Below are 23,506 nucleotides of genomic sequence, written 5' to 3' on the forward strand. Positions count from 1 at the left end.
GCCGGCCCAGCCCGTCGGACCGGCTTCAGGAAGTGGGCGGTTCGGCGCCCACCAGCCACATCGCGAAGAACTGTGCCCCGCCGCCGTACGCGTGCCCGAGGGCCCGGCGGGCGCCCGCGATCTGGTGTTCCCCCGCCTGACCGCGTACTTGCAGGGCCGCCTCGGCGAAGCGGATCATGCCGGAGGCGCCGATGGGGTTGGTGGACAGGACACCGCCCGACGGGTTGACGGGCAGGTCGCCGTCGAGTTCGGTGACCCCGGCCTCGGTGAGTTTCCAGCCCTCGCCCTCCTCGGCGAAGCCCAGGTTCTCCAGCCACATCGGCTCGTACCAGGAGAACGGTACGTACATCTCCACCGCGTCGATCTCCCGGCGCGGATCGGTGATCCCGGCCTGCCGGTACACGTCGGCCGCGCAGTCCTTGCCCGCCTGCGGGGACACGAAGTCCTTGCCCGCGAACAGGGTCGGCTCGCTGCGCATCGCACCGCCGTGCACCCAGGCCGGGGGCCGGGGCGAGCGGGCCGCGCCCGCCCGGTCGGTGAGGACCATCGCGCAGGCCCCGTCCGAGGAGGGGCAGGTCTCCGAGTACCGGATCGGGTCCCACAGCATCGGCGCCGCCTGGACCTTCTCCAGGGTGATGTCGTGTTCGTGCAGGTGCGCGTACGGGTTCTTGAGCGCGTTGCGGCGGTCCTTGTACGCGACGAGCGAGCCGACCGCGTCGGGCGCGCCGGTGCGCCTCATGTACGCGCGCACGTGCGGCGCGAAGAACCCGCCCGCGCCGGCCAGCAGGGGCTGTTGGAAGGGCACGGGCAGCGAGAGGCCCCACATGGCGTTGGATTCGGACTGCTTCTCGAAGGCCAGGGTCAAGACGGTGCGGTGGACGCGGGCCGCGACCAGGTTGGCGGCGACGAGCGCGGTGGACCCGCCGACCGAACCGGCGGTGTGGACGCGGAGCATGGGTTTGCCGACCGCGCCGAGGGCGTCCGCCAGGTACAGCTCCGGCATCATCACCCCCTCGAAGAAGTCGGGGGCCTTGCCGATGACGACGGCGTCGATGTCCGCCCAGGTCAGCTCGGCGTCGGCGAGGGCGCGTACGGCGGCCTCGCGGACCAGTCCGGCTATGGAGACGTCGTGCCGGGCGGCGACGTGCTTGGTCTGGCCGATGCCGACGACGGCCACGCGCTCCTTCGATGTGGCGGCCTTGCTCATGCTCGGTCCCCTTCCAGGACGGCGACCAGGTTCTGCTGGAGGCAGGGGCCGGAGGTGGCGTGCGCGACGGCCCGGTCGGACGCGCCGCGGTGGATGCGGGCGGCGGCCTCGCCGATGCGGATGAGACCGGCGGCCATGATGGGGTTGGCTGCGAGGGCCCCGCCGGACGGGTTGACGCTCACGCCCTCGCCGAGCCCGAGTGCCTTGCGGAGCACGACCTCCTGGGAGGAGAACGGCGCGTGCAGTTCCGCGGTGTCCACCGGGGCGTCGAAGAGGCCCGCGTGCGCGGCGGCGATGCGGGTCGAGGACGAGTCGGTGAGGTCGCGCAGTCCCAGGCCGTGCGCTTCGATCCGGTGGTCGATGCCGGTGATCCAGGCGGGCCGCTCGCACAGCCGGCGGGCGGTGTCGCCCGCCGCCAGGATGACGGCGGCCGCGCCGTCGCCGATGGGCGGGCAGTCGCCGGTGCGCAGCGGCCGGACCTGGTAGTCGCCTTGCGGGACGGCGCCCGCGAGCTGGGCGTGCGGGTTGCCGGCCGCGGCGGAGGCCCTGCTGCGGGCGCCGATGGCGGCCAGGGCGGGCTCGTCGGTCTCGCCCGCGTCGATCAGCGCCTGCGCCTGCAGGGCGGCCAGGGCGACGGAGTCGGGCCAGAGGGGGGCGAGGTAGTAGGGGTCGAGCTGGCGGGTGAGGACGTCGCGCACCGGTCCGGGCGAGGACTTCCCGTACGCGTAGACGAGCGCGGTGTCGGCCTCTCCGGTCTGGATCTTGACCCAGGCCTCGTAGAGGGCCCAGGCGCCGTCCATCTCGACGTGGGACTCGGAGATCGGCGGCCAGGCGCCGACGCCGTCGAGCGTCATGGTGAAGGAGAAGGCCCGGCCGGCCAGGTAGTCGCTGGAGCCGGAGCAGGTGAAGCCGATCTCGCCGGCCTTGAGGCCGGTCCGGGCCAGTACCTGGTGGAGGACCGGCATGACCATCTCGACTTCGCTGAGTTCGTCGGTACGGCGCCGGTGGTCGCTCTGCGCGAAGGCGACGACCGCGACCTCGCGGGCGTACCTGTTCGTCGTGGCCATCAGATGAGCTCCTTGTACGCGTCGTAGTCCGCGTCCGGTTCGCCGGTGGGGCGGTAGTGGTCGGGGTACCGGCCGCCTTCGGTCCACACCGGTTCGACGCGCAGGCCCATGCGGACCTGGTCGTAGGGGATGCCGCCGATCCGGCCGTGGAGGGCGAGGCCGGCGCCGTCGAGGGCGATGTGGGCGTAGACGTAGGGGACTTCGACGTCGAGGTTGCGGGCCTTGATGTTGACGACGCAGTACGTGGTGACGGTGCCGGCGGGGCCGACCTCGACCCGGTCGGTGGTGGCGACGCCGCAGGTGGGGCAGGCGCCGCGCGGGGGCACGTACACCTTGTGGCAGGACGGGCAGCGCTCGCCGACGGTCCGCCGCTGGGAGAGGGCGTTGATGTACGCGGTCTGGGCCCGGCCGGGGCTGTAGGTGTAGTCGAGCCGGGCTTGGGCGACGATGCCGGTGACGGGGTCGGCGAACGTCCCGTCGTGCGGGGTCGCTCGGGGTTCGGCCGGGCCCTCATGGGGCTCGAAGCAGGCGATGTCGGTGATCGCCCCGGTGCGCTCGGCGGCCCAGCGGATCCGGACCCGCATGCCGGTGCGGACGGTGTCGGGACCGGGCGCGTCGAGGGCGTGCAGGAGCGCGGTGTCGGCGCCGTCGAGGGTGACCAGGATCCAGGCGAAGGGCCGGTCCAGGGGCTGGTTGGGGCGGGGGTGTCCGTTCCAGGCCCAGGTGGTGACGGTGCCGGTGGTGGCGACCTGGACGAGCTCGCGGATCTCTTCGGCGGTGCCGGGGTCGTACTCGACGGGCGGGACCATCACCTGCCCGGCGGTGGTCCGGACGCCGAGCACGACGCCCTCGCGCAGGCCGGTGAGGAAGGCGCTCTGCACGGGCCCGAGGGACCGGGTGAACGGGAACTCGACGACGAGGGGCGCACGCAACACCTCGGGCGGCGGCGCGGCGGCTTCTGCTGCGGTCATGGACTGGGCTCCTGTCTGAAGGCACGGCGAATGACCCCCTCCGCCGGTGCCGCCCGGCCGGAGGGCTACCAGGTGGTCCGGCCGGGTGGGCCGGTCGTCGGATCGGTCCGGTATCCGGTCGGCCGGCCGGGGACCAGCCAGCCAGTGCGGGTGGTCCGGTCGTCTGGTGGTTCGGTCGTCGGATGGTCCGGCCCCCCGGCGGACCTGCGTTCCGGTCGGCCGGCTGGCCGACGCGGGGTGGTCCAGTCGTCGGATACGTCGGCGCGGCCGATCGGGGTGGGCGGCGCCGGGCGGTCCGGGCTCCGGGTCGCTCTGGCGTTCCGGTCGGCCGGCCCCGGTGAACCCGCCGCGAGCCACCCCGGGTGCGCGCACCAGAACCGCACGGCCGCGGCCGCCGGTGGGTACCCGTACCGAGGCCCCGGGCGCGCCCGCCCGAGCCCCGCGGCCGCAGCCCACCGGCGCCCGCACCGCGCGGCCGGCGCTCAGGTTCGGCGGTAGTGGGGCCGGCGTTTTTCCGCGAACGCCCGGGCGCCCTCCTTCGCGTCCGCCGTCTCGAAGACCGGCCAGCCCCGGGTCAGCTCGGCGGCCAGCCCCTCCGTCTCGGGCAGCTCCGCCGTCTCGTACACCGAGGCCTTCACCGCCTCCACCGCCAGCGGCCCGCAAGCGTTGATCAGTTCGGCGGTCTCCAAGGCCCGTTCCAGCGCGGAGCCGTCCGGTACCACCCGCCCGATCAGGCCGATCCGCGCCGCCTCCGCCGCCGAGTACGGCCGGCCGGTGAGCAGCATCTCCAGCGCGTGCGTGCGCGGGATCTGCCGTGGCAGCCGTACCGTCGAGCCACCGATCGGGAACAGGCCCCGCTTGACCTCGAACAGTCCGAACGTGGCCCCCTCCCCCGCGATCCTGATGTCCGTCCCCTGGAGGATCTCGGTGCCGCCCGCCACGCAGTACCCCTCCACCGCCGCGATCACCGGTTTGCGCGGCCGGTGGTGGCGGAGCATCGCCTTCCAGTGGAGGTCGGGGTCGGCCGTGAGCCGGTCCCGGTACTGGTCGCCCGCCATCCCCCGGCCGGCCAGCGCCTTGAGGTCCATCCCGGCGCAGAAGTCCCCGCCCGCACCGGTCAGGACCACCGAGCGGACGGCGTCGTCCGCGTCGGCTTCCAGCCAGCCGTCGTACAGCCCGACCAGCAGCGGCAGCGAGAGCGCGTTCTTCGCCTCCGGCCTGTTCATGGTGAGCACCAGCGTGGCCCCGCGGCGTTCCACGGTCAGGTGTTCCGTCCCACCCATTGCCGTCCTCCTGTCTGAAGACCTAGAACAGGTTGCAGGAGGGGAGGATGCAGTTCAATAGTTTTCTGACACTCAGTCAGTTTTCTTGTCGCGCGCCTTCCCAGTTGACCGTCCCGGCGCTCTAATGACCGCCGAGCCGGGCCGGCCATGGGGTCAGCCATGGACACTTTCGGGTCAGGAGGAACGGTGGAGTACAACCTTGCCGACCTGTTCGAGTCGGTCGTCGACGTGGTCCCCGACCGGGAAGCCCTCGTCTACGTGGACCACCCGGGCACCGGCGCCGAGCGCCGCCTGACGTACGCGGAACTGGACGCGGCGGCGAACCGCCTCGCGCACCACCTCCTCGACAGCGGGCTGACGGCCGGCGAGCACCTGGGACTGCACCTCTACAACGGGGTCGAGTACCTCCAGACGGTGCTGGCCTGCCTCAAGGCGCGGCTGGTCCCGGTGAACGTCAACTACCGCTACGTCGAAGAGGAACTGGTCTACCTCTACAACGACGCCGACCTCGCGGCGCTGGTGTTCGAGGGCGAGTTCACCGGGCGGGTGGCCACGGCGCTGCCGCAGACCGCCGGGCTCCGGCACCTGATCCGGGTCGGCGAGGTTCCCGACGGCGCGCCGGAGCCCGCGATCGCGCCGGTGGCGTACGCGGACGCGGAGGCGGCCGGCTCCCCGGAGCGCGGCTTCGCGCCCCGCTCCCCCGACGATCTGTTCATCATCTACACCGGCGGCACCACCGGGATGCCCAAGGGCGTCATGTGGCGGGCCGAGGACCTCTTCTTCGCCGGGCTGTTCGGCGGCGAGCCGTCGGGCGAGCCGGTGAAGCGGCCGGAGGAGCTGGCGGAACGGGTGACGGCGCGCGGCGCCGGGCTCACCTTCTTCCCAGCGCCCCCGCTGATGCACGGCACCTCGACCCTGACCTCGTTCATCGCCTTCAACTACGGTCAGCGGGTGGTCATCCACCGCAAGTACGCGCCCGAGGAAGTGCTGCGCACGATCGAGAAGGAGAAGGTCTCCAGTGTGTCGCTGGTCGGCGACGCGATGCTCAGGCCGCTCATCGACGCCCTGAACGGTCCGCTCAAGGACACTGACCTGTCCTCGCTGTTCAGCGTCTCCTCGTCCGGGGCGATCATGTCGGACACGGTCCGTGCCGAGTTCCAGCGGCTGGTGCCGCACGTGGTGCTGCTGAACAACTTCGGTTCCTCGGAGTCCGGTTCCAACGGCCGGGCGGCGCACGACTCCGGCCCGGAGAAGGGGTTCCGGCTGGAGGTCAACGACCGTACGCAGGTGGTGGATCCGGTGACCCACGAGCCGGTGCCGGTGGGCCGGCCAGGGCGGCTGGCGCAGCGCGGGCACGTGCCGCTCGGCTACTACAACGACCCCGCGAAGACGGCCGAGACCTTCTTCCGCAAGGGCGGGGAGCGGTGGGTGCTGCTCGGTGACATGGCGACGGTGGACGAGCGCGGGATCGTCACCGTGCTGGGGCGCGGTTCGCAGTGCATCAACACGGGGGGCGAGAAGGTCTATCCGGAGGAGGTCGAGCAGGCGCTGAAGTCGCACCCGGACGTGTACGACGCGCTGGTCGCGGGGGTGGCGGACCCGACGTGGGGCAGCCATGTCGCCGCGGTGGTCCAGGTGCGGGCGGGGGCGCCGGAGCCGACGCTGGAAGAGGTCCAGGCGCATTGCCGGACCAGGCTGGCGGGGTACAAGATCCCGCGCCAGCTCGTCGTGACGCCCGCGATCCAGCGCTCCCCGAGCGGGAAGGCGGATTACCGCTGGGCGAAGGCGGTGGCCACGGAGGCGGACGCCACCCGCTGAGACCGTGGTGGGCGCCCCCGTTTCACAGGGGGTGGCCGTCCGGACCGGTCCGGACGGCCTGGGTGGAGAACCTGGACAGGAAGACGTCGTACCAGCCGTCGTCCCTCCTGGTCATCGTCGCGCCGTCCTGCCAGGTCCCGTTGTCCGCCCACCAGCGGCTGCCGTACGGGTCGCCCTGGTTCTGGTGGATGTCGTGCATGCCCGGGCCGCCGTGGTCGAAGGGCTCGCCGAAGACCAGGACGGGCCGGCCGGGTACGAGGACCGGCTCCAGCGCCTGGGAGGCTTCGAGGCAGGAGCCCGAGATCCAGGGGTACGACGGGCCCGGCCGGCCGAGGAGCGCGCGCAGCCGGGCGATCGCGCGGCCTGGCCCGCCGGCCAGTGCGGGGTAGCGCTGGAAGTCGAGGGCGCCCGATCCGGAGGTGCGGGCGAGGTCGTGATAGCCCGGCGCGAGCGCGGAGGCGGGTTCGAGCACCGAGGCGGCGAGGGTGAGGACCTTCCACTGCACGCCGGTCGTGGAGTGCTTGCTGTCGACGTCGACGGCGCACCGGTAGCGGCCGTCGGGTGCGTCGACCTCCAGGTTGACGCGGAACCAGCGGCCCTGCGTGTCGGGCTCGTCGCGGAAGTGGCGGTGCAGCGTTCCGGACAGCACCCCGTAGTCGGCGAGCGGCATGCGGACAGTGAACCACCGCCGGACGCGGGGAGCGAACGGCGGCCGGGCGCGGGGAGCGAACAGCGGCCGGGCGGCGCTCCGGCCGGGTCCCGCGCGGTCCTGCGGCACCGACGGCACCGATCACTCGTTCGAGTCATTGATTTAGCCGTCGGCCTCCGGCAGGCTACCGAATGATCGGTCGGTGCGTCGAGAACGGGGTGAGGACATGTCGGACTTCGCGGGCGAGGAGCGGGACCCGGGCGAACTGCTGAGCGGTGACGAGCTGGCGGCCCTCCAGCTGAGCCGGCTGCGCGACACGTTGCACCGGGTCTACGAAACGGTGCCCTTCTACCGGCAGGCGTTCGAGAAGGCCGGTGTGCACCCCGACGACTGCCGTTCCCTCGCCGACCTCTCCCTCTTCCCCTTCACCACCAAGGCCGACCTGCGCGACCAGTACCCCTTCGGGATGTTCGCCGTCCCCCGGTCGCAGGTGCGCCGCATCCACGCCTCCAGCGGAACCACCGGCCGGCCGACGGTGGTGGGCTACACCGAGCGGGACCTGTCCACCTGGGCCGATGTCGTCGCCCGCTCGATCCGCGCGGCGGGCGGCCGGCCGGGGCAGGTCGTGCACATCGCCTACGGGTACGGGCTGTTCACCGGCGGCCTGGGCGCGCACTACGGAGCTGAACGGCTCGGGTGCACGGTCGTGCCCGCATCCGGGGGCATGACGGACCGCCAGGTCCGGCTGATCCAGGACTTCCGGCCGGAGGTCATCATGGTGACCCCGTCCTACATGCTGACGTTGCTGGACGAGATGGAGCGCCAGGGCATCGACCCCCGGTCGACCTCGCTCCGTACGGGGATATTCGGCGCGGAGCCGTGGACGGAGGAGATGCGCCGGGAGATCGAGGACCGGCTCGGCATCGACGCCGTGGACATCTACGGGCTGTCGGAGGTGATGGGGCCCGGGGTGGCGCAGGAATGCGCTTCGACGAAGGACGGGCTGCACATCTGGGAGGACCACTTCTACCCCGAGGTGGTCGATCCGCTCACCGGGGCGGTGCTGCCGGACGGCGAGCCGGGAGAGCTGGTGTTCACCTCGCTCACCAAGGAGGCCATGCCCGTCATCCGGTACCGCACCCGGGATCTGACGCGGCTGCTGCCGGGCACCGCCCGCCCGGCGTTCCGCCGGATGGAAAAGATCACGGGCCGCAGCGACGACATGATCATCCTGCGGGGGGTGAACCTCTACCCCACGCAGATCGAGGAGATCCTGCTCCGCGTTCCGGCCCTGGCCCCGCACTTCCAGCTCCGGCTGACGCGGGAGGGCCGGATGGACGCGCTGACCGTCCGGGTGGAGGCCCGGCGCGAGGCGGACGCCGCCCAGCGGGAAGCGGCGGCCGCCGCGGTGGTCAGGGCCGTGAAGGAGGGCGTGGGGGTGTCCGTGGGGGTCGAGGTGGTGGATCCGGAGACGCTGGAGCGGTCCGTGGGCAAGATCAAGCGGATCCGGGACCTGAGGGGGGAGACACCCGAACGCCCCTGACGGCCACCGGCGAGCCGGGGTCGGCTGCGCGGGCGCCGGAAAACCACCTCTTCGGGCCGTTTTCGGCGGCGCCTCCGAGGCGATCGGGGTGCGGCCGGGTAGGTGAAGGGTGTGACTTCGACGCCCCGTCCGCCGCACGACCGGCTCCGGGCCTCCCTCGTCGGGCTGGCCTGGAGCCGTGGGCGCCAGATGGAGCTGATGCACCGGGCGATGGGCTTCGCGGCCCTGGGGTTCCTGACCCTCGTACCGCTGCTCGTGGTCGTCGCGGCCGCCGCGCCCGGCAGCGGCTCCGGCTTCGGCCGCTGGCTCGGGCAGGCCCTCGGGGTGACCGAGGCCTCGCGGGCCCGGGTTGAGATGCTGTTCAGCGCCGCCGACCTGGCGCTGGAGCGGACCACCGCCTTCGGTCTGGCCGCCCTCGCCGTCTTCGGCCTGACCTTCGGCTCGGCGGTCCAGACCGGCTACGAGAAGGTCTGGGACCTCCCGACCGCCCGCTGGCACACCATGTGGCGGCACGTCGTCTGGCTCGCCCTGCTCGTCTGCTACCTCGCACTCCTGGTCGAGATCCCCGCCCCCTCCAAGAGCGCGCCCGGCATTGTCGTCGGCACCGTCAGCGACCTCATCGGCACGGTCCTCTTCTTCTGGACCTCCCAGCGCCTCCTGCTGGGCGGCCGGGTCCGCTGGCGCGCCCTGCTGCCGGGGGCGATCGCCACCAGCGTCGGCCTGCTCGGCCTGCGCGTCTTCTCCCAATTGGTGTTCTCCCCGCTGATCGCGTCCAGCGCCGTCACCTACGGGCCGTTCGGCACCCTTCTCGTCGTCCAGTCCTGGCTGGTCGGGGTCGGTTTCGTCGTCTACGGCGGCTCACTCGTCGGCCGCCTGGTGCACGAACGGCTCACCCTGCGCCGGCTGCACAGAACCGGCGCGGTCCCCGAGGAGGGTCCGGATCCGCATGGTCCGAGAACCGACTGACGCCGCGGGGCCCACCGGTGCGAGGATCTGGGTGATCCGGTAACACCAGTCACTCGCAGGGGGATTGATGACTACGCAGCATCCGACGGGCGCGCCCGAGGGCCGGGTCTGGCTGATCACCGGGGCGTCCTCCGGTTTCGGCCTGATCCTGACCGAGGCGGCGCTGGCCGCAGGTGACACGGTCGTGGCGGCCGCCCGCCGCACCGCCGCCCTCGAAGCCCTGGCCGCCGAGCACCCGGAGCGCCTCGTCCCGCTGGCCCTGGACGTGACGGACACCGCCCGGGCGGACGAGGCCGTCAACGGGGTCGTGGCCCGTTTCGGCCGTATCGACGTCCTCGTCAACAACGCGGGCCGGGGCCTGGTCGGCGCCGTGGAGGAGGCGAGCGACGCCGAACTCCGCGAGCTGATGGATCTGCACTTCTTCGGCCCGGCGGCGCTCCAGCGCGCCGCACTCCCCCACATGCGGTCCCGGAAGTCCGGTGCGATCGTCCAGATGAGCAGCATGGGCGGACGGCTGGCCTTCCCCGGTGTCGGGGCCTACTGCGCGACGAAGTTCGCCCTGGAGGGTCTGACCGAGGCGCTCGCGGCCGAGGTGGCCCCCTTCGGGATCAAGGTGCTCATCGTGGAACCCGGCTCGTTCCGCACGGGCTTCGCCGGCGGCGGTGCGCTGCGGTCCACGACCCCGCTGCCCGCCTACGAGGACATCGTCGGCCCGGTACGGGCCGGGCTTCCGGCGAGCGACGGCCACCAGCCCGGGGACCCCGTCAAGGCGGTCGCCGCGATCCTCGCCGCCCTGGACGCCCCGCAGACCCCGTTGCGGCTCGTGCTGGGCACCGACGCCGTCGAGTTCATCCGGGCCCACGCGGATGCCGCCCGCGCCGAAGCCGACGCCTGGGAGTCCGTCAGCCGCGGCACCGACTTCGACGCCTGACCTCTCGCCCGCGGCGACGTACGGACGCCCCCGGCACCGGGTGCGGGCGTACGTCGCCGCACGGACGCGCAAGCCCACCGGCAGCCACCTGGGAGGCACCTTGCAGGTCGGCACCCGCCCGCTCCTGCGCCGCCTCGCGCTCTCCGGCGCCGCGCTGCTCACCGCCGCGGCGGCCGTTCCGCAGTCCCCGGCGGCCGCCGCCGACGGGTCGGCCCCGTCCGACGGCGGGCTGTCCGCCGTCATCCGGTACACCGAGAACGGCATTCCGCACATCGTGGCCCGGGACTACGCGGACCTCGGGTTCGGCACCGGCTGGGCGCAGGCCGCCGACCAGGTGTGCGTGCTCGCCGACGGGTTCCTGACCGTCGCCGGGGAGCGCTCGCGCTGGTTCGGCCCCGACGCGGCGCCCGACGGTTCGCTCTCCTCGGCCACCGCGAACCTCTCCAGCGACCTCTACTTCAAGGGCGTCCGCGAGTCCGGGACGATCGAGAGGCTGCTCGCCACCCCCGCGCCCGGCGGGCCGGGCAAGGACGTCAAGGAACTGATGCGGGGCTGGGCGGCCGGGTACAACGCCTGGCTGGCGCAGCACGAGATCACCGACCCGGCCTGCAAGGGCGCCGCCTGGGTCCACCCCGTCACCGCACTCGACGTGGCCGCGCACGGCTTCGCCGTCTCGGTGCTCGCGGGCCAGGGGCGCGGCATCGACGGGATCACGGCCGCGCAGCCGCCGGCATCGGCCGCAGCCCGCGCCGGATCCGCGGGCATCGATCCCGCGGCGGCCGCCGAAGCCGCCCGGCAGTTCTTCGACCCGGGCCGCTACGACATGGGCTCCAACGCGGTGGCCTTCGCCGGCTCGACCACGGCGAACGGCACCGGACTGCTGCTCGGCAACCCCCACTACCCGTGGCAGGGCGGCCGCCGGTTCTGGCAGTCGCAGCAGACCATCCCGGGCGAACTGAACGTTTCCGGCGCCTCGCTGCTCGGCAGCGCCGTGGTGAACATCGGCTTCAACGAGAGGGTGGCCTGGAGCCATACGGTCGCCACCGGCACCCCCGTCAACCTGCACCAGCTGACCCTCGACCCCGCCGACCCGACCGTCTACCTGGTCGACGGAAAGCCGGAGCGGATGACGGAGCGCAAGGTCGGCGTCCCGGTGGCGGGCGGGGCACCGGTCGTGCGCAGCCAGTGGTGGACCCGGTTCGGGCCGGTCGTGACCGCCCTCGGCCCCGGCCTGCCGCTGCCCTGGACCTCCGCCGCGGCGTACGTGCTGAACGACCCCAACGCCCTGAACCTGCGCGGCTCCGACACCGCCCTCGCCCTCGGCAGGGCGCGCTCGGTGGCCGGGCTGCGGGACGCCCTCGCCCGCACCCAGGGCCTGCCCTGGGTCAACACCGTCGCCGCCGACTCGGCCGGCCACACCCTCTTCACCCAGTCCCAGGTGCTCCCCCGGATCACCGACGAGCTCGCCGCGCGCTGCTCGACCCCGCTCGGCAGGGCCACGTACCCCGCCTCCGGGCTCGCGGTGCTGGACGGCGCGCGGGGCGACTGCGCGCCCGGCTCGGACCCCGACGCCGTACAGCCGGGCGTGTTCGGCCCGGGCAGCGCGCCGACGCTGCGGGACGCCCCGTACGCCGAGAACTCCAACGACAGTGCGTGGCTGGCCAACGCGGACCGTCCGCTGACCGGGTACGAGCGGATCTGGGGCACGGTCGGCACCCCGCGGTCCCTGCGCACCCGGGGCGCGGTCGAGGACGTCTCGGCGATGGCCGCCAGGGGCCGGCTGACGGTGGCCGACCTCCAGGCGCAGCAGTACGCGAACCGGGTCCCGGCCGGCGACCTGGCCGCCGCCGACGCGGCCGGGGTGTGCGCCGCGCTGCCCGGTGGCACCGCGAACGGCAGCGACGGCACGGCGGTGGACGTCTCGGCGGCGTGCCCGGTGCTGGCCGGCTGGGACCACCGGGCCGACGGCTCCAGCCGGGGCGCCCTGCTGTTCGACCGCTTCTGGCGGAGGCTGACGGCGGGCACGGCGGCCAAGGACCTGTGGCTGGTGCCGTTCTCCCCGGCCGACCCGGTCGGCACGCCCCGGACGCTGAACCGGGCGGCGCCCGGAGTGGGGCGGGCGCTCGCGGACGCCGTCGCGGAGCTGCGGGCGGCCGGGATCGCCCTGGACGCGCCGCTCGGGGAGCACCAGTTCGTGGTGCGCGCGGGCCGGAAGCTGCCGGTGGGCGGGGGCACGGAGGCGCTGGGCGTCTGGAACAAGATCGAGGCGCCGTGGAACGCGGCCGCCGGGGGTTACCCGGAGGTGGTGCACGGCTCCAGCCACATCCAGGCGGTGGGCTGGGACGGCAGCCGCTGCCCGGTGGCGCGCACCCTGCTGACGTACAGCCAGTCGGCGGACCCGCGGTCGCCGTACTACGCGGACCAGACCATGCTGTTCTCGCGGGAGCGCTGGGTCACCTCGCGGTTCTGCGAGCGGGACATCCTCTCCTCGCCGCGGCTGGAGATCGTACGGCCGCACGAGCGGCGGCGCTGACGCACGGGCGCAGGGGCCCATCGGGCTCAGGGGCTCAGGGGCTCAGGGGCTCACGGGCTCACCGCGAGGAACAGGTACGCGGCCAGCAGCACGATGTGTACCCCGCCCTGGAGCAGCGTCGCCCGCCCCGGCACGATCGTCAGGGCGCTGACCACCACCGTCAGCGCCAGCAGCACCATGTGGACCGGGCCGAGGCCGAGCAGCAGCGGTCCGGAGAGCCAGACCGAGGCCAGCGCGATGGCCGGGATGGTCAGGCCGATGCTGGCGATGGCCGAGCCGTAGGCAAGGTTCAGGCTGGTCTGCACCCGGTCCCGGCGGGCGGCGCGGACGGCCGCCAGGGTCTCCGGAGCCAGCACCAGCAGAGCGATGATCACACCGACGACCGCGTGCGGCAGCCCGGCGTCGGCGACGCCCCGCTCGATGGTCGGCGAGACGGCCTTGGCGTTGCCCACCACCGCGACGAGGGCGACCAGCAGCAGACCGAGGCTGACCAGGGTGGCACGGACGCTCGGCGGCACGGCGTGGGCCTCGTCCCCGGCCACCGCTCCCGAGGCGCTGCCCTGCGTGTCCACGGGGAGGAAGTAGTCCCGGTGACGGACCGTCTGGACGGCGACGAACAGGGCGTAGAGCGCGAGGGAGGCACAGGCGGCGAAGGTCAGCTGGGCACTGGAGAACTCCGGGCCGGGCTTCGAGGTGGTGAACGTGGGCAGCACGAGGCTGAGTACGGCGAGGGTCGCGACGGTGGCGAGCGCCGCACCCGAGCCCTCGGCGTTGAAGACGGCCACCCGGTTGCGCAGCGCACCGACCAGCAGGGACACGCCCACGATGCCGTTGCAGGTGATCATGACGGCGGCGAAGACGGTGTCCCGGGCCAGCGAGGCGGTCTTCTCGCCGCCGCCGGCCATCAGGGTGACGATCAGGGCCACCTCGATGATGGTGACGGCGACGGCGAGGACGAGGGAGCCGAAGGGTTCGCCGACCCGGAGGGCCACCACCTCGGCGTGGTGCACGGCCGCCAGGACCGCGCCCGCCAGGCAGAGGGCGACCAGGGCGACCGCGACGGCGGGCAGGTCGCGTCCCCAGCTCAGGACGAGCGCGGCGAGGGCCACCACGGGGACCAGGACGGTCCAGTCGGTCAGGGGCGTTCTGTGCGGTGCCGTACTCATGTCGGCCAACTTGCCAGAACCGTTGCCCCGGTGCGTCACATGGCGCGCTCGTGCCCTTCCCAGTACGGATCGCGCAGCCGTCGCTTGTAGAGCTTGCCGTTGGGGTCGCGGGGCATCGTCTCGATGAAGTCGACCGTCTTGGGGCGCTTGTAGGCGGCCAGCTGCCGCTCGCAGTGGTGCAGGATCTCGGCGGCGAGGGCGTCGCCCGCCTCGAAGCCCTCGGCGGGCTCGATGACGGCCTTGACCTCCTCGCCCCAGTCGCTGTGCGGAATGCCGAAGGCGGCGGCGTCCGCGACCGCCGGATGGGTGAGGAGCGCGGACTCGATCTCGGCCGGATAGATGTTGACCCCGCCCGAGATGATCATGTCGATCTTGCGGTCCCGGAGGAACAGGTAGCCCTCCTCGTCCAACAGGCCGAGGTCGCCGACCGTGAAGAAGTCGCCGATGCGGTTCTTACGGGTCTTGCCCTCGTCCTTGTGGTAGCTGAAACCGCCGGTGTTCATCTTGATGTAGACGGTGCCGAGTTCGCCGGGCGGCAGCCGGTTGCCGTCGTCGTCGAAGATGGCCAGTTCGCTGATCGGCCAGGCCTTGCCGACGGTTCCCGGCTTCTTCAGCCAGTCCTCGGCGGTGGCGAAGGCGCCCCCGCCCTCGCTGGCGGCGTAGTACTCCTCGACGCAGCCGCCCCACCAGTCGATCATCGCCCGCTTGACGTGGTCCGGGCAGGGGGCGGCGCCGTGGATGGCGTGCCGCATGGAGCTGACGTCGTAGGCGTCCTTCGTCTCCTGCGGGAGCGCGAGGAGGCGGTGGAACTGGGTCGGCACCATGTGGGTGTGGGTGCAGGCGTGCCGGTCGATCAGGCGCAGCATCTCGGCGGGGGTCCACTTGTCCATGAGCACCAGCGGGTGCCCCATGTGCAGCGAGGCGCCCGCGAACTGGAGGACCGCGGTGTGGTAGAGCGGTGAGCAGACGAGGTGGACGTTGTCGTCGAAGGGCCGGATGCCGAAGATGCCGAGGAAACCGCCGAGGTACGTCTCCTCGGGGAGCTTGCCGGGCAGCGGGCGGCGGATGCCGCGCGGCCGGCCGGTGGTGCCGGAGGTGTAGTTCATCACCCAGCCGAGGGTGCGGTCGGCGGGGGGCGTGCCGGGGTGTCCCGCGAGGAGGTCCTCGTACGGGTGGAAACCGGCCACCGTTCCGACGGCGTAGCGGTGGCTCACGGGCAGGCCGGCTTCGTCGGCCGCCGCCGTGGCGGCCTCGGCGAAGCGCTCGTGCGCGATGAGCACCTGGGCGCCGGAGTCGGCGACGATCCAGGCGATCTCGGGGCCGACGAGGTGGTGGTTGACCGGGACGAGGTAGAAACCGGCCTGGGACGCGGCGAGGTAGGCGGTGAGGAATTCGACGCCGTTGGGCAGGACGACGGCGAAGGAGTCGCCCTTCTCCATCCCGGCGGCGCGCAGCCCGTGGACGAGCCGGTTGACGTCCGCATGCAGCCGGCCCGCGCTCCACTGTTCGCCGTCGGGAGTGGTTATTACGGCGCGGTCGGGCTCGGCGGTGGCCTGGGCCCAGAAGCCGTTGGTGTCGGTCATGCTGTTCACGCCTCTCGGGTCCGGCGGCCGGCGATGCGGTTGATTCGGTCGATGGCCTTCTCGAAGCCGCCGGTCAGCTCGTCGAAGACGGCCTGGACGCTGCGTTCGCTGTTCATCCGGCCGACAATCTGGCCGACGGGGGTGCCGAGCAGCGGCTGGACCTCGTACTTCTGAATCCGCGACACGGCCTCGGCGACCAGCAGGCCCTGGAGCGGCATGGGGAGCGCGCCGGGGCCGTCCGGGTCGTCCCAGGCGTCGGTCCACTCGGTGCGCAGCTGGCGGGCGGGCTTGCCGGTGAGGGCGCGGGAGCGGACGGTGTCGCCGGAGCCGGCGGCGAGGAGTTTCGCGGTGAGGGCGCGGGAGTGCAGGTCGGCTTCGGTGGTGGTGAGCCAGAGGGAGCCGAGCCAGACGCCCTGCGCGCCGAGGGCCAGGCCGGCGGCGATCTGTTCGCCGCTGCCGATGCCGCCGGCGGCGAGGACGGGGAGGGGGGTGACGGCTTCGGCGATCTCGGGGACCAGCACCATCGTGGCGATGTCGCCGGTGTGGCCGCCGGCCTCGTAGCCCTGTGCGACCACGACGTCGATGCCGGCCTCGGCGTGGCGGCGGGCGTGTTTGGCGCTGCCTGCGAGGGCGGCGACGAGGACGCCGTGCTCGTGTGCGCGGCGGACGACGTCGGCGGGCGGGGAACCGAGCGCGTTCGCGAGGAGTTTGATGGGGTAGCCGAAGGCGACGTCGAGCTGGTCGCGGGCGACCTGTTCCATCCAGCCGGTGATCCGCCAGCCGGATGCCTCGCCCTCGGCGAGCTCGGGCACGTGGTGCTTGGCGAGGGTGTCGCGGACGAAGGCACGGTGTCCGGCGGGGATCATCGCCTCGATCTCGGCCTCGCCGATGCCGTCAACCGCCTTCTTGGCGGGCATGACGACGTCGAGGCCGTAGGGCTTGCCGTCGGTGTGTTCCTGCATCCAGTCGAGGTCGCGTTTGAGGTCGTCGGGCGCGGTGTAGCGGACTGCGCCGAGTACGCCGAAGCCGCCCGCGCGGGTGATGGCGGCGGCGACCGCCGGGAAGGGCGTGAAGCCGAAGATGGCGTGCTCGACTCCCAGTTTCTTGCTCAGCTCCGTCTCCATGGGCGTGAGGATGCCGCAGCGCGCCGGTCGAGGGAAGAGGTTTTCTGATGCAGCGTCAGATTCTTTGCGGGCCGGCCGGTGCGGGAGGTGCGGGCCGCGCGGGCAGATACTGCGGTAAGGCGTGACGGCGGACGGGAGGACCGGTCATGTACGAGTTCACGGGGGCGGTCGGGGTCAACGGCCGGGCGGGCTCCGCCCCGGCGGGCGCGAAACCGGGTCCCGACCCGGCCGGTACCCACGCCGAGGGGGCGGCCGCGAACCGCGTACCGGCAGGCGCGGGCGCCGACCCGGGCGCCGGGACCGGGCGGGGGCGGGGCGCCGCGGGTGGGGACGGGGGGCTGAGCCGGAGGCGGCTCGGGGCGCGGCTGCTCGCGCTCGGCGGCGTACTCGTCCTCCAGGCCGCCCTCCCCGGCGCGGCGGGCGCCCGCGGCAACCCGGCCGAGCGGCGCGCCCTCCAGGGGCTGAAACTGCGCTACGGGTCCGCCCGCCAGGCCGGGCTGCTGGAGAAGCACCTCGAAGGGGTGGCGGAGGAGGCCCGGCGTTTCCTCGGCCCCTCCCCCGAACACCCGTACTACGCCGGGGCCGTCGTGCTCGCCGGGCGCGGCCGCACCGTCGCGCTCCACCGGGCCATGGGCGACGCGGTCCGGTACGCGGACTACGACGGCCGAGCCGACCGGGCCCGGGAGTTCCCCGCGGCCGAACGGATCGCGATGGCCGAGGACACCGTCTTCGACCTGGCCTCGCTCACGAAGCTGTTCACCTCGCTGCTGGCCGTGCAGCAGATGGAGCGGGGGCGGCTGGAGCTGGAGGCTCCGGTGGACCGGTACCTGCCGGAGTTCACCGGGGGCGGCAAGGAACTGGTCACGGTCCGTCAGCTGCTCACGCACACCTCGGGGCTGCGTTCGTGGGCGCCCTTCTACCAGGAGTCCACCCGCGAGGGCCGGCTGCGGCTGCTGTGGTCGGTGCGACCGCAGGACACTCCGGGGACCGTGTACCGGTACTCCGACCTGAACCTCATCGCGCTCCAGCTGCTCCTGGAACGGATCACCGATCGCACTCTGGACACCCTGCTCCGCGAGGAGATCACCGCTCCGCTCGGGATGCACCGCACGCGTTACCGGCCACCGCTTTCCTGGCGCCGGAGCACCGCCGCCACCGAGGTACAGCGTCCGCCCTGGTCCGGCCTGGACCGCGGCCTGGTGTGGGGCGAGGTCCACGACGAGAACGCGTACGCCCTCGGCGGCGTCGCCGGGCACGCGGGCGTCTTCGGCACCGCCTGGGACCTGGCCGTCCTCGCCCGCGCCCTGCTCGACGGCGGGGTCTACGCCGGGAAGCGCATCCTGCGCCCCGCCTCCGTCGAGCTGCTCTTCACCGACTTCAACACCGCCTTCCCCGGCGACGACCACGGCCTGGGCTTCGAGCTCTACCAGCACTGGTACATGGGCGCCATGGCCACGCCGCACTCCGCGGGTCACACCGGCTTCACGGGCACCTCCCTGGTCCTGGACCCCTCCACCGACTCCTTCCTGATCCTGCTCGGCAACTCGGTGCACCCCGTGCGGACCTGGCGGGCCGGCAGCGCGCCCCGGGTCGCCGCGGGCAACCGCTTCGCCCGGGCCGTCCCCGTCCGCACCAGGCACGGCGGCCCCGCCTGGTTCTCCGGCATCACCCCGGGCGGCTCGGGCACCCTCACCCTCCCCCCGCTGACCCCCGCCACCGCGGCCGCCCGGCTGCGCTGCGCCCTGTGGTGGGACACCGTGCCGGGCGAGGGGGCCTTCCACCTGGAGGCCTCCGCCGACGGGCGGACGTGGGAGCCGCTGCCCTTCAGCACCGTGCGCTCCACCGGCGGCGCCCCCGAACCGTGGCCCCAGGGCCGCGCCGACGGCTGGTCGGGCCGCATCTGGCACCGCCTCGAGGCGCCCCTCCCCTCCTGGGCGGGCCGGGAGGTCCGCCTGCGCTTCCGCCACGCCGCCACCGGCCGTTACGTGGGGCGCGGCGTCTACGTCGACGTCATCCGCGTCGCCGAACCGGCCCGGCTCCTCTTCGCCGAGGACCGCCCGGCCGACTTCGCCCGCCTGGAGGCCACGGGCTGGACCCGGTCGGCCGACTGAGCCGCGCTCAGAGGGGTAAGCCGATCAGGCCCCAGCCCCTACGGCGGGCCCCCGCGACGAGCTCGTCCCAGTCCCGCAGCAGCCCCTCGAACTCCCGGAAGGTCCGGATCCAGCCGTCCGGGACCGCCGCGTGCCGGGCGAAGGGCTGCCGCAGACCCGGCAGCAGCGGCTCCGCGCGGTCCCGGTGCGCGGCGAGATCGGCCGTCCGCGCCGGGGGCCCGGCCGGCAGCAGGCCGCGCGGTGCCCCACCGGGCCGGTCGGGCAAGTCGGGCGCGCCCGGCAGCTCCGGCCACGCCCACCCTCCGACGGAGGGCCGGACGGGGCGGGGTTCACCCGTCCGGGCCACGTCCGGCCGGAATGAACGCCGTGCCGCGGGGCGTTGTGTGGTTGATTGAGGTTCGTTGATCGTTCGACGCGAAGGCAGGCACCCCGATGACCACCGTCGACTGGGACAACCCGACCGACCCCAAACCCGGCACCTGGCAGCTCGACCACCTGCGGAAGTACGTCGAGACGAACGGCCGCGAGGGCCAGTTCTGGAACAACACCCAGACGCTGCTGCTGACCACCCTCGGCCGCAAGTCCGGCCGGCCGGTGCGCACACCGCTCATCTACGGCGAGGCCGACGGCCGCTACCTCATCGTGGCGTCCAAGGGCGGCGCCGCCGACCACCCGCTCTGGTACAAGAACTTGTCCGAGCACCCCGAAGTCCGCGTCCAGGTGGGCCCGAAGATCCTCCAGGGCACCGCCCGCACGGCGAACCCCGAGGAACGGGCCAAGTACTGGCCCGTGATGGTCGGGCAATGGCCCGACTACGACGAGTACCAGACCAAGACGGACCGCGAGATCCCGATCGTGGTCATCGAGCCGACCGGCCAGGTCGGCTGACGGCTCAGCGTCCGAGGACCGCCATGGCGGCGTTGTGACCGGGAACCCCGCTCACCCCGCCGCCGCGCACCGCGCCCGCCCCGCACAGCAGTACGTTCGGGTGCCGGGTACCGACGCCCCACCTGCCGGTGTCCTGACCGTCTTCGTACGGCCAGGACAGGTCGCGGTGGAAGATGTGGCCGCCGGGCAGGCGCAGTTCGCGGTCCAGGTCGAGCGGGGTCTTGGCCTCGATGCAGGGCCGGCCGTCCGCGTCGAGGGCGAGGCATTCGGTGAGGGGCTCGGCGAGGTGCGCGTCGAGCTGGGCGAGGGTGCCCGCCAGCAGCACCTCCCGCGCCCCCTGGTTGTCCTTCTCGAACAGCCGGGCCGGGGTGTGCAGGCCGAACAGGGTCAGGGTCTGGTAGCCGCGCGCGACGAGTTCGGGTCCGAGGATCGAGGGGTCCGTCAGCGAGTGGCAGTAGATCTCCGAGGGCGGTACGGAGGGCAGTTCACCGGTCGCGGCCTCGGCGTGGGCCCGCGCGAGCTGCTCGTACCCCTCGGCGATGTGGAAGGTTCCGCCGAACGCCTCGCGGGGGTCCACGGAGGTGTCGCGGAGCCGGGGCAGCCGCCGCAGCAGCATGTTGACCTTGAGCTGGGCGCCTTCGGGCCGGGGTGCCGGGGCTTCGCCGAGCAGTTCCGCCAGGGCCCGCGGCGAGGCATTCACCAGCACCGTGCGGCCGGCGACGGCGCCCTCCCCGGTCGCCGTCCGGAACGTCACCTCCGCGGGCGCGTCGCCGTCCGTATCGATGCGCAGTGCCTCGTGCCCGGTGAGGATCTCGGCTCCCGCCGTCCGCGCGGCCTGCGCCAGGGCGTCGGTCAGCGCGCCCATGCCGCCGACCGGGACGTTCCAGTCACCCGTGCCGCCGCCGATGACGTGGTAGAGGAAGCAGCGGTTCTGCGCGAGGGAGGCGTCGTGGGCGTCGGCGAAGGTGCCGATCAGGCCGTCCGTCAGCACCACGCCGCGCACCAGGTCGTCGGAGAAGCACCGTTCCACGGCCCGGCCCAGTGGCTCCTCGAACAGCATCCGCCAGGCGGCCTCGTCGTCGATCCGGGCCCGTAGTTCCCTGCGGGTGGGGAGCGGCTCGGTGAGGGTGGGGAACACCTTCCGGGCGAGCCGGCCCGTCGTCGCGTAGAAGGCGCGCCAGTTCTCGTACTCGCGGTCGGAGCCGGTGAGGCGGGCGAAGGACTCCCGCGTACGGGCCTCGGAGCCGCCGATGAGCAGTCCGCCCGGGCGGCCGGCGCGCTCGACGGGCGTGTACGAGGAGACCGTGCGCCCGCGTACCGCGAAGTCCAGGCCGAGATCGCGCACGATCTTCGCGGGGAGGAGGGAGACCAGGTAGGAGTAGCGCGACAGCCTGGCGTCCACGCCCGCGAAGGGGCGGGTGGAGACGGCGGCGCCGCCGGTGTGGCCGAGCCGTTCGAGGACCACTACGGACCTGCCCGCGCGGGCCAGGTACGCGGCGGCCACCAGACCGTTGTGCCCGCCGCCCACGATCACCACGTCGTAGGCCGCCTGCCCGAAGGGCGCCGAGGTCGTCGTCATGGCTCTTGGTAGCACACCTGGCCGAGCCGCTCCAGACAGTGCGCCTCGTCGGCGTGGGCCAGCACCGTGTCGGGATGCCCTTCGCCGAGGGACCGTTCGCGGATGCCGGAGAGTTCCCGGTAGAGCGGCAGCGCTTCGTGCCAGCGGCCGAGGCGGCCCAGGCCGACGGCGAGTTCGCGGCGGCTGACCAGCGTGTCCGGGTGCTCGGCGCCCAGCACCTCGGCCCGCGCCCGCTCCACCTCGCGGGCCTCGGCCACCGCCTCCTCCCAGCGGTCCAGCCGGCCCAGGTTCACGCCGAGGACGTGCCGGGCGCGCAGGGTCTCCGGGTCGGCGGCCCCGTAGGCGCGGGTGCGGTCGCGCACCAGGGCGCGGAACAGGCCGAGGGCTTCGGCGGCGCGCCCGGTGCGGCCCAGCGCGACCCCGGTTTCGTAGCGGGCGGCGAGGGCGTCGGGGTGGTCGCGGCCGAGGACCCGTTCACGGACGGCGGCGACCTGCCGGAAGCCGGCCAGCGCCTCGTCCCAGCGACCGAGGCGGCCGAGCGCGTACGCGACCTCGTACCGGGTCAGGAGCGTGTCGGGGTGTTCGGCGCCGAGCACGGCTGCGCGGTCCGCCGCGACCTCGGCGGCGGTGCGGTGGGCGTCCTCGTGGCGGCCGAGGGCACCGAGCGCGCAGGCGAGGCCGTGGCGGCAGCGCAGGGTGTCGGGGTGGCGGGGGCCCACGGTGCGGGAACGGGCGGCGGCCACCGCGGCGTAGGTCTCGCAGGCCTCGCGGTGGCGCCCGAGACGGCCCAGTTCGTACGCCTCCTGCTGGCGGGCCGCGAGGGTGTCGCCGTGGTCGGGACCCAGCACGCTGGCCCGCCCCCGGGCCACGGCGGCGTAGGCGGCCAGCGCCTCCTCGGACCGGCCGGCGCGGCTGAGGGCGTACGCACGGGAGTGGGCGGCGTCCAGCGCGTCGGGATGCCCCGGCCCGCCGGGAGCCTCGGCGCGGGTCAGCCCGACGGCGAGGGTGAGCCGGGGGTCGGTGGCGGCGTCGGGCCGCTCGATCGGCCGGGTCACGCCGGGCCGGGCGGCGGTCCAGGAACCGGTGAGCACGGCCCATTCCCCGCTCGCGGGACGGGCGTCGGTGCCGGCCTTGCGGCCGGCGGTCATCCCCCGGGCCCATTCGGGCAGCGGCGGCTGGGCGCCGGGCAGCCCGCCGGGGCCGAGCCGGTGCTCCACGAGCCGCCGGTGCAGGTGCCGGGCGTCGCCGGGGCGGTCCTCGGGCCGCTTGGCGAGCAGTTCGAGGACCAGCCGGTCGAAGTACTCCGGCAGCTCGGGGCGGTGCTCGCGGGGCGGTACGGGCGCGTTGTCGCGGTGACCGACCAGGACGGACCAGGAGTCGCCGAGGTCGAAGGGCGGGGCGCCGGTGGCGATCTCGTACAGGACGCAGCCGAGGGAGTAGAGGTCGCTGCGGTGGTCGACCTCGCCGCCCGCGATCTGCTCGGGCGACATGTAGTGCGGGGTGCCCATGGCCATGCCGCCGCCGGTGAGCTTGGCGGTGAAGCCGATGTCGTGGGCGAGGCGGGCGATGCCGAAGTCGCAGATCTTCACGGTGCCGTCGGTGAGCCGCATGATGTTCGCGGGCTTGAGGTCGCGGTGGACGACGCCCTGGTCGTGGGTGTATCCGAGCGCGGCTGCCATCTGCTCGGCGATGTCCACGACGACGTCCACGGGGAGCGGACGCGACTCGTTGTCCTCCAGGAGCTGGCTGAGGTTGCGGCCGTCCAGGAGTTCCATGACGAGGTAGAGGGGACCGCCGGCCGCGCTGTCGTCGCCGAAGTCGTGGACCACCGTGACGCCGCGGTGCTGGAGCGCGGCGGCCACGCGGGCCTCGCGGCGGAAGCGCTCGCGCAGCACCTGGGTGAAGTGGTTGTCCTGCTCGGGCCCGAGGGGCTTGAGGCACTTCACGGCGACCTGGCGGCCCAGCGATTCGTCCCGGGCCCGCCATACCTCGCCCATGCCGCCGCGCCCGATCAGATCGAGCGACCGGTACCGGCCCTGGATCAGTCTGGACTCCGCCATGTCTTGAAGCCGCCCCCGTGTGTTGTG

At 73.5% G+C, this 23,506-nt stretch carries 18 protein-coding genes; 7 read left to right on the forward strand and 11 right to left on the reverse strand.

Going from position 1 to position 23,506, the window contains the following annotated elements; genetic code table 11:
- Positions 1 to 25 precede the first annotated feature (25 nt).
- From ACWGH1_RS01060 to ACWGH1_RS01075, 4 genes are all read right to left on the reverse strand, one after another.
- Positions 26 to 1,207 carry a thiolase domain-containing protein gene (locus ACWGH1_RS01060; RefSeq protein WP_453357563.1) on the reverse strand — a complete coding sequence of 394 codons (1,182 nt, stop codon included), beginning with the start codon at positions 1,205 to 1,207 and terminating at the stop codon, positions 26 to 28.
- On the reverse strand, positions 1,204 to 2,274 hold the full coding sequence (locus ACWGH1_RS01065) for a thiolase domain-containing protein (RefSeq protein ID WP_453408308.1): 1,071 nt from the start codon (positions 2,272 to 2,274) through the stop codon (positions 1,204 to 1,206). Before ACWGH1_RS01065 ends, ACWGH1_RS01060 begins: the two co-directional genes overlap by 4 nt.
- Positions 2,274 to 3,245 (reverse strand): Zn-ribbon domain-containing OB-fold protein, encoded by a 972-nt coding sequence (locus ACWGH1_RS01070; protein WP_453356142.1) that lies wholly within the window; start codon positions 3,243 to 3,245, stop codon positions 2,274 to 2,276. The genes ACWGH1_RS01065 and ACWGH1_RS01070 overlap by 1 nt, the downstream gene beginning before the upstream one ends.
- Positions 3,246 to 3,727: 482 nt before the next feature.
- Positions 3,728 to 4,528 (reverse strand): crotonase/enoyl-CoA hydratase family protein, encoded by an 801-nt coding sequence (locus ACWGH1_RS01075; RefSeq protein WP_453356143.1) that lies wholly within the window; start codon positions 4,526 to 4,528, stop codon positions 3,728 to 3,730.
- A gap of 186 nt (positions 4,529 to 4,714) precedes the next feature.
- Between ACWGH1_RS01075 and ACWGH1_RS01080 the strand changes: the two genes are divergently transcribed.
- The gene (locus ACWGH1_RS01080; protein ID WP_453356144.1) at positions 4,715 to 6,346 is read left to right on the forward strand and encodes an acyl-CoA synthetase; all 1,632 of its coding nucleotides are present in this window, start codon (positions 4,715 to 4,717) and stop codon (positions 6,344 to 6,346) included.
- Positions 6,347 to 6,368: 22 nt separating this feature from the next.
- On the opposite strand, the gene ACWGH1_RS01085 is transcribed toward ACWGH1_RS01080, so the two are convergent.
- Positions 6,369 to 7,016, reverse strand: coding sequence for a DUF2278 family protein (locus ACWGH1_RS01085; protein WP_453408309.1), 648 nt, complete (start codon positions 7,014 to 7,016; stop codon positions 6,369 to 6,371).
- 205 nt (positions 7,017 to 7,221) lie between these two features.
- On the opposite strand from ACWGH1_RS01085, the gene paaK reads away from it, so the two are divergent.
- The 4 genes from paaK to ACWGH1_RS01105 all read left to right on the forward strand — a co-directional run bounded on the left by paaK (position 7,222) and on the right by ACWGH1_RS01105 (position 12,968).
- Positions 7,222 to 8,538 carry a phenylacetate--CoA ligase PaaK gene (paaK, locus tag ACWGH1_RS01090; RefSeq protein ID WP_453356539.1) on the forward strand — a complete coding sequence of 439 codons (1,317 nt, stop codon included), beginning with the start codon at positions 7,222 to 7,224 and terminating at the stop codon, positions 8,536 to 8,538.
- A gap of 111 nt (positions 8,539 to 8,649) precedes the next feature.
- Positions 8,650 to 9,504, forward strand: coding sequence for a YhjD/YihY/BrkB family envelope integrity protein (locus ACWGH1_RS01095; RefSeq protein WP_453356538.1), 855 nt, complete (start codon positions 8,650 to 8,652; stop codon positions 9,502 to 9,504).
- Positions 9,505 to 9,571: 67 nt separating this feature from the next.
- The gene (locus ACWGH1_RS01100; RefSeq protein ID WP_453356537.1) at positions 9,572 to 10,435 is read left to right on the forward strand and encodes an oxidoreductase; all 864 of its coding nucleotides are present in this window, start codon (positions 9,572 to 9,574) and stop codon (positions 10,433 to 10,435) included.
- 100 nt (positions 10,436 to 10,535) lie between these two features.
- The gene (locus tag ACWGH1_RS01105) at positions 10,536 to 12,968 is read left to right on the forward strand and encodes a penicillin acylase family protein (RefSeq protein ID WP_453408310.1); all 2,433 of its coding nucleotides are present in this window, start codon (positions 10,536 to 10,538) and stop codon (positions 12,966 to 12,968) included.
- A 50-nt stretch (positions 12,969 to 13,018) separates the two neighbouring features.
- On the opposite strand, the gene ACWGH1_RS01110 is transcribed toward ACWGH1_RS01105, so the two are convergent.
- The 3 genes from ACWGH1_RS01110 to ACWGH1_RS01120 are packed head-to-tail and all read right to left on the reverse strand — an operon-like array spanning position 13,019 to position 16,841.
- Complete coding sequence (locus ACWGH1_RS01110) at positions 13,019 to 14,134, reverse strand: calcium:proton antiporter (RefSeq protein ID WP_453353382.1); 1,116 nt, start codon at positions 14,132 to 14,134, stop codon at positions 13,019 to 13,021.
- 35 nt (positions 14,135 to 14,169) lie between these two features.
- On the reverse strand, positions 14,170 to 15,717 hold the full coding sequence (locus ACWGH1_RS01115; protein WP_453353383.1) for an acyl-CoA synthetase: 1,548 nt from the start codon (positions 15,715 to 15,717) through the stop codon (positions 14,170 to 14,172).
- Positions 15,718 to 15,722: 5 nt separating this feature from the next.
- A complete protein-coding gene (locus tag ACWGH1_RS01120; protein ID WP_453353384.1) occupies positions 15,723 to 16,841 on the reverse strand; it encodes a nitronate monooxygenase in 1,119 nt (372 codons plus the stop codon).
- A gap of 146 nt (positions 16,842 to 16,987) precedes the next feature.
- On the opposite strand from ACWGH1_RS01120, the gene ACWGH1_RS01125 reads away from it, so the two are divergent.
- Positions 16,988 to 18,952 carry a serine hydrolase gene (locus ACWGH1_RS01125; protein ID WP_453353385.1) on the forward strand — a complete coding sequence of 655 codons (1,965 nt, stop codon included), beginning with the start codon at positions 16,988 to 16,990 and terminating at the stop codon, positions 18,950 to 18,952.
- A 7-nt stretch (positions 18,953 to 18,959) separates the two neighbouring features.
- Here the strand turns inward: ACWGH1_RS01125 and ACWGH1_RS01130 are convergent, their stop codons facing one another.
- On the reverse strand, positions 18,960 to 19,217 hold the full coding sequence (locus ACWGH1_RS01130) for a hypothetical protein (RefSeq protein ID WP_453353386.1): 258 nt from the start codon (positions 19,215 to 19,217) through the stop codon (positions 18,960 to 18,962).
- Between the two features lie 167 nt (positions 19,218 to 19,384).
- Between ACWGH1_RS01130 and ACWGH1_RS01135 the strand changes: the two genes are divergently transcribed.
- Complete coding sequence (locus ACWGH1_RS01135) at positions 19,385 to 19,840, forward strand: nitroreductase family deazaflavin-dependent oxidoreductase (protein WP_453353387.1); 456 nt, start codon at positions 19,385 to 19,387, stop codon at positions 19,838 to 19,840.
- Between the two features lie 4 nt (positions 19,841 to 19,844).
- Here the strand turns inward: ACWGH1_RS01135 and ACWGH1_RS01140 are convergent, their stop codons facing one another.
- Together ACWGH1_RS01140 and ACWGH1_RS01145 are read right to left on the reverse strand one after the other, a co-directional pair.
- Entirely contained in the window at positions 19,845 to 21,419 is a 1,575-nt protein-coding gene (locus ACWGH1_RS01140; RefSeq protein ID WP_453353388.1) for a phytoene desaturase family protein, read from the reverse strand.
- A complete protein-coding gene (locus ACWGH1_RS01145) occupies positions 21,416 to 23,479 on the reverse strand; it encodes a protein kinase domain-containing protein (RefSeq protein ID WP_453408311.1) in 2,064 nt (687 codons plus the stop codon). The genes ACWGH1_RS01140 and ACWGH1_RS01145 overlap by 4 nt, the downstream gene beginning before the upstream one ends.
- Positions 23,480 to 23,506 lie beyond the last annotated feature (27 nt).

It is taken from the genome of Streptomyces sp. NPDC054883 (assembly GCF_053610645.1).

What these genes read in the sequence shown, in the direction of transcription:
- ACWGH1_RS01125 (WP_453353385.1), top strand. Translation starts at nt 16,988, where the DNA reads ATGTACGAGTTCACGGGGGCGGTCGGGGTCAACGGCCGGGCGGGCTCC.
- ACWGH1_RS01070 (WP_453356142.1), bottom strand. Translation starts at nt 3,245, where the DNA reads ATGACCGCAGCAGAAGCCGCCGCGCCGCCGCCCGAGGTGTTGCGTGCG.
- ACWGH1_RS01060 (WP_453357563.1), bottom strand. Translation starts at nt 1,207, where the DNA reads ATGAGCAAGGCCGCCACATCGAAGGAGCGCGTGGCCGTCGTCGGCATC.
- ACWGH1_RS01075 (WP_453356143.1), bottom strand. Translation starts at nt 4,528, where the DNA reads ATGGGTGGGACGGAACACCTGACCGTGGAACGCCGCGGGGCCACGCTG.
- ACWGH1_RS01140 (WP_453353388.1), bottom strand. Translation starts at nt 21,419, where the DNA reads ATGACGACGACCTCGGCGCCCTTCGGGCAGGCGGCCTACGACGTGGTG.
- ACWGH1_RS01110 (WP_453353382.1), bottom strand. Translation starts at nt 14,134, where the DNA reads ATGAGTACGGCACCGCACAGAACGCCCCTGACCGACTGGACCGTCCTG.
- paaK (WP_453356539.1), top strand. Translation starts at nt 7,222, where the DNA reads ATGTCGGACTTCGCGGGCGAGGAGCGGGACCCGGGCGAACTGCTGAGC.
- ACWGH1_RS01120 (WP_453353384.1), bottom strand. Translation starts at nt 16,841, where the DNA reads ATGGAGACGGAGCTGAGCAAGAAACTGGGAGTCGAGCACGCCATCTTC.
- ACWGH1_RS01145 (WP_453408311.1), bottom strand. Translation starts at nt 23,479, where the DNA reads ATGGCGGAGTCCAGACTGATCCAGGGCCGGTACCGGTCGCTCGATCTG.
- ACWGH1_RS01065 (WP_453408308.1), bottom strand. Translation starts at nt 2,274, where the DNA reads ATGGCCACGACGAACAGGTACGCCCGCGAGGTCGCGGTCGTCGCCTTC.
- ACWGH1_RS01100 (WP_453356537.1), top strand. Translation starts at nt 9,572, where the DNA reads ATGACTACGCAGCATCCGACGGGCGCGCCCGAGGGCCGGGTCTGGCTG.
- ACWGH1_RS01115 (WP_453353383.1), bottom strand. Translation starts at nt 15,717, where the DNA reads ATGACCGACACCAACGGCTTCTGGGCCCAGGCCACCGCCGAGCCCGAC.
- ACWGH1_RS01135 (WP_453353387.1), top strand. Translation starts at nt 19,385, where the DNA reads ATGACCACCGTCGACTGGGACAACCCGACCGACCCCAAACCCGGCACC.
- ACWGH1_RS01085 (WP_453408309.1), bottom strand. Translation starts at nt 7,016, where the DNA reads ATGCCGCTCGCCGACTACGGGGTGCTGTCCGGAACGCTGCACCGCCAC.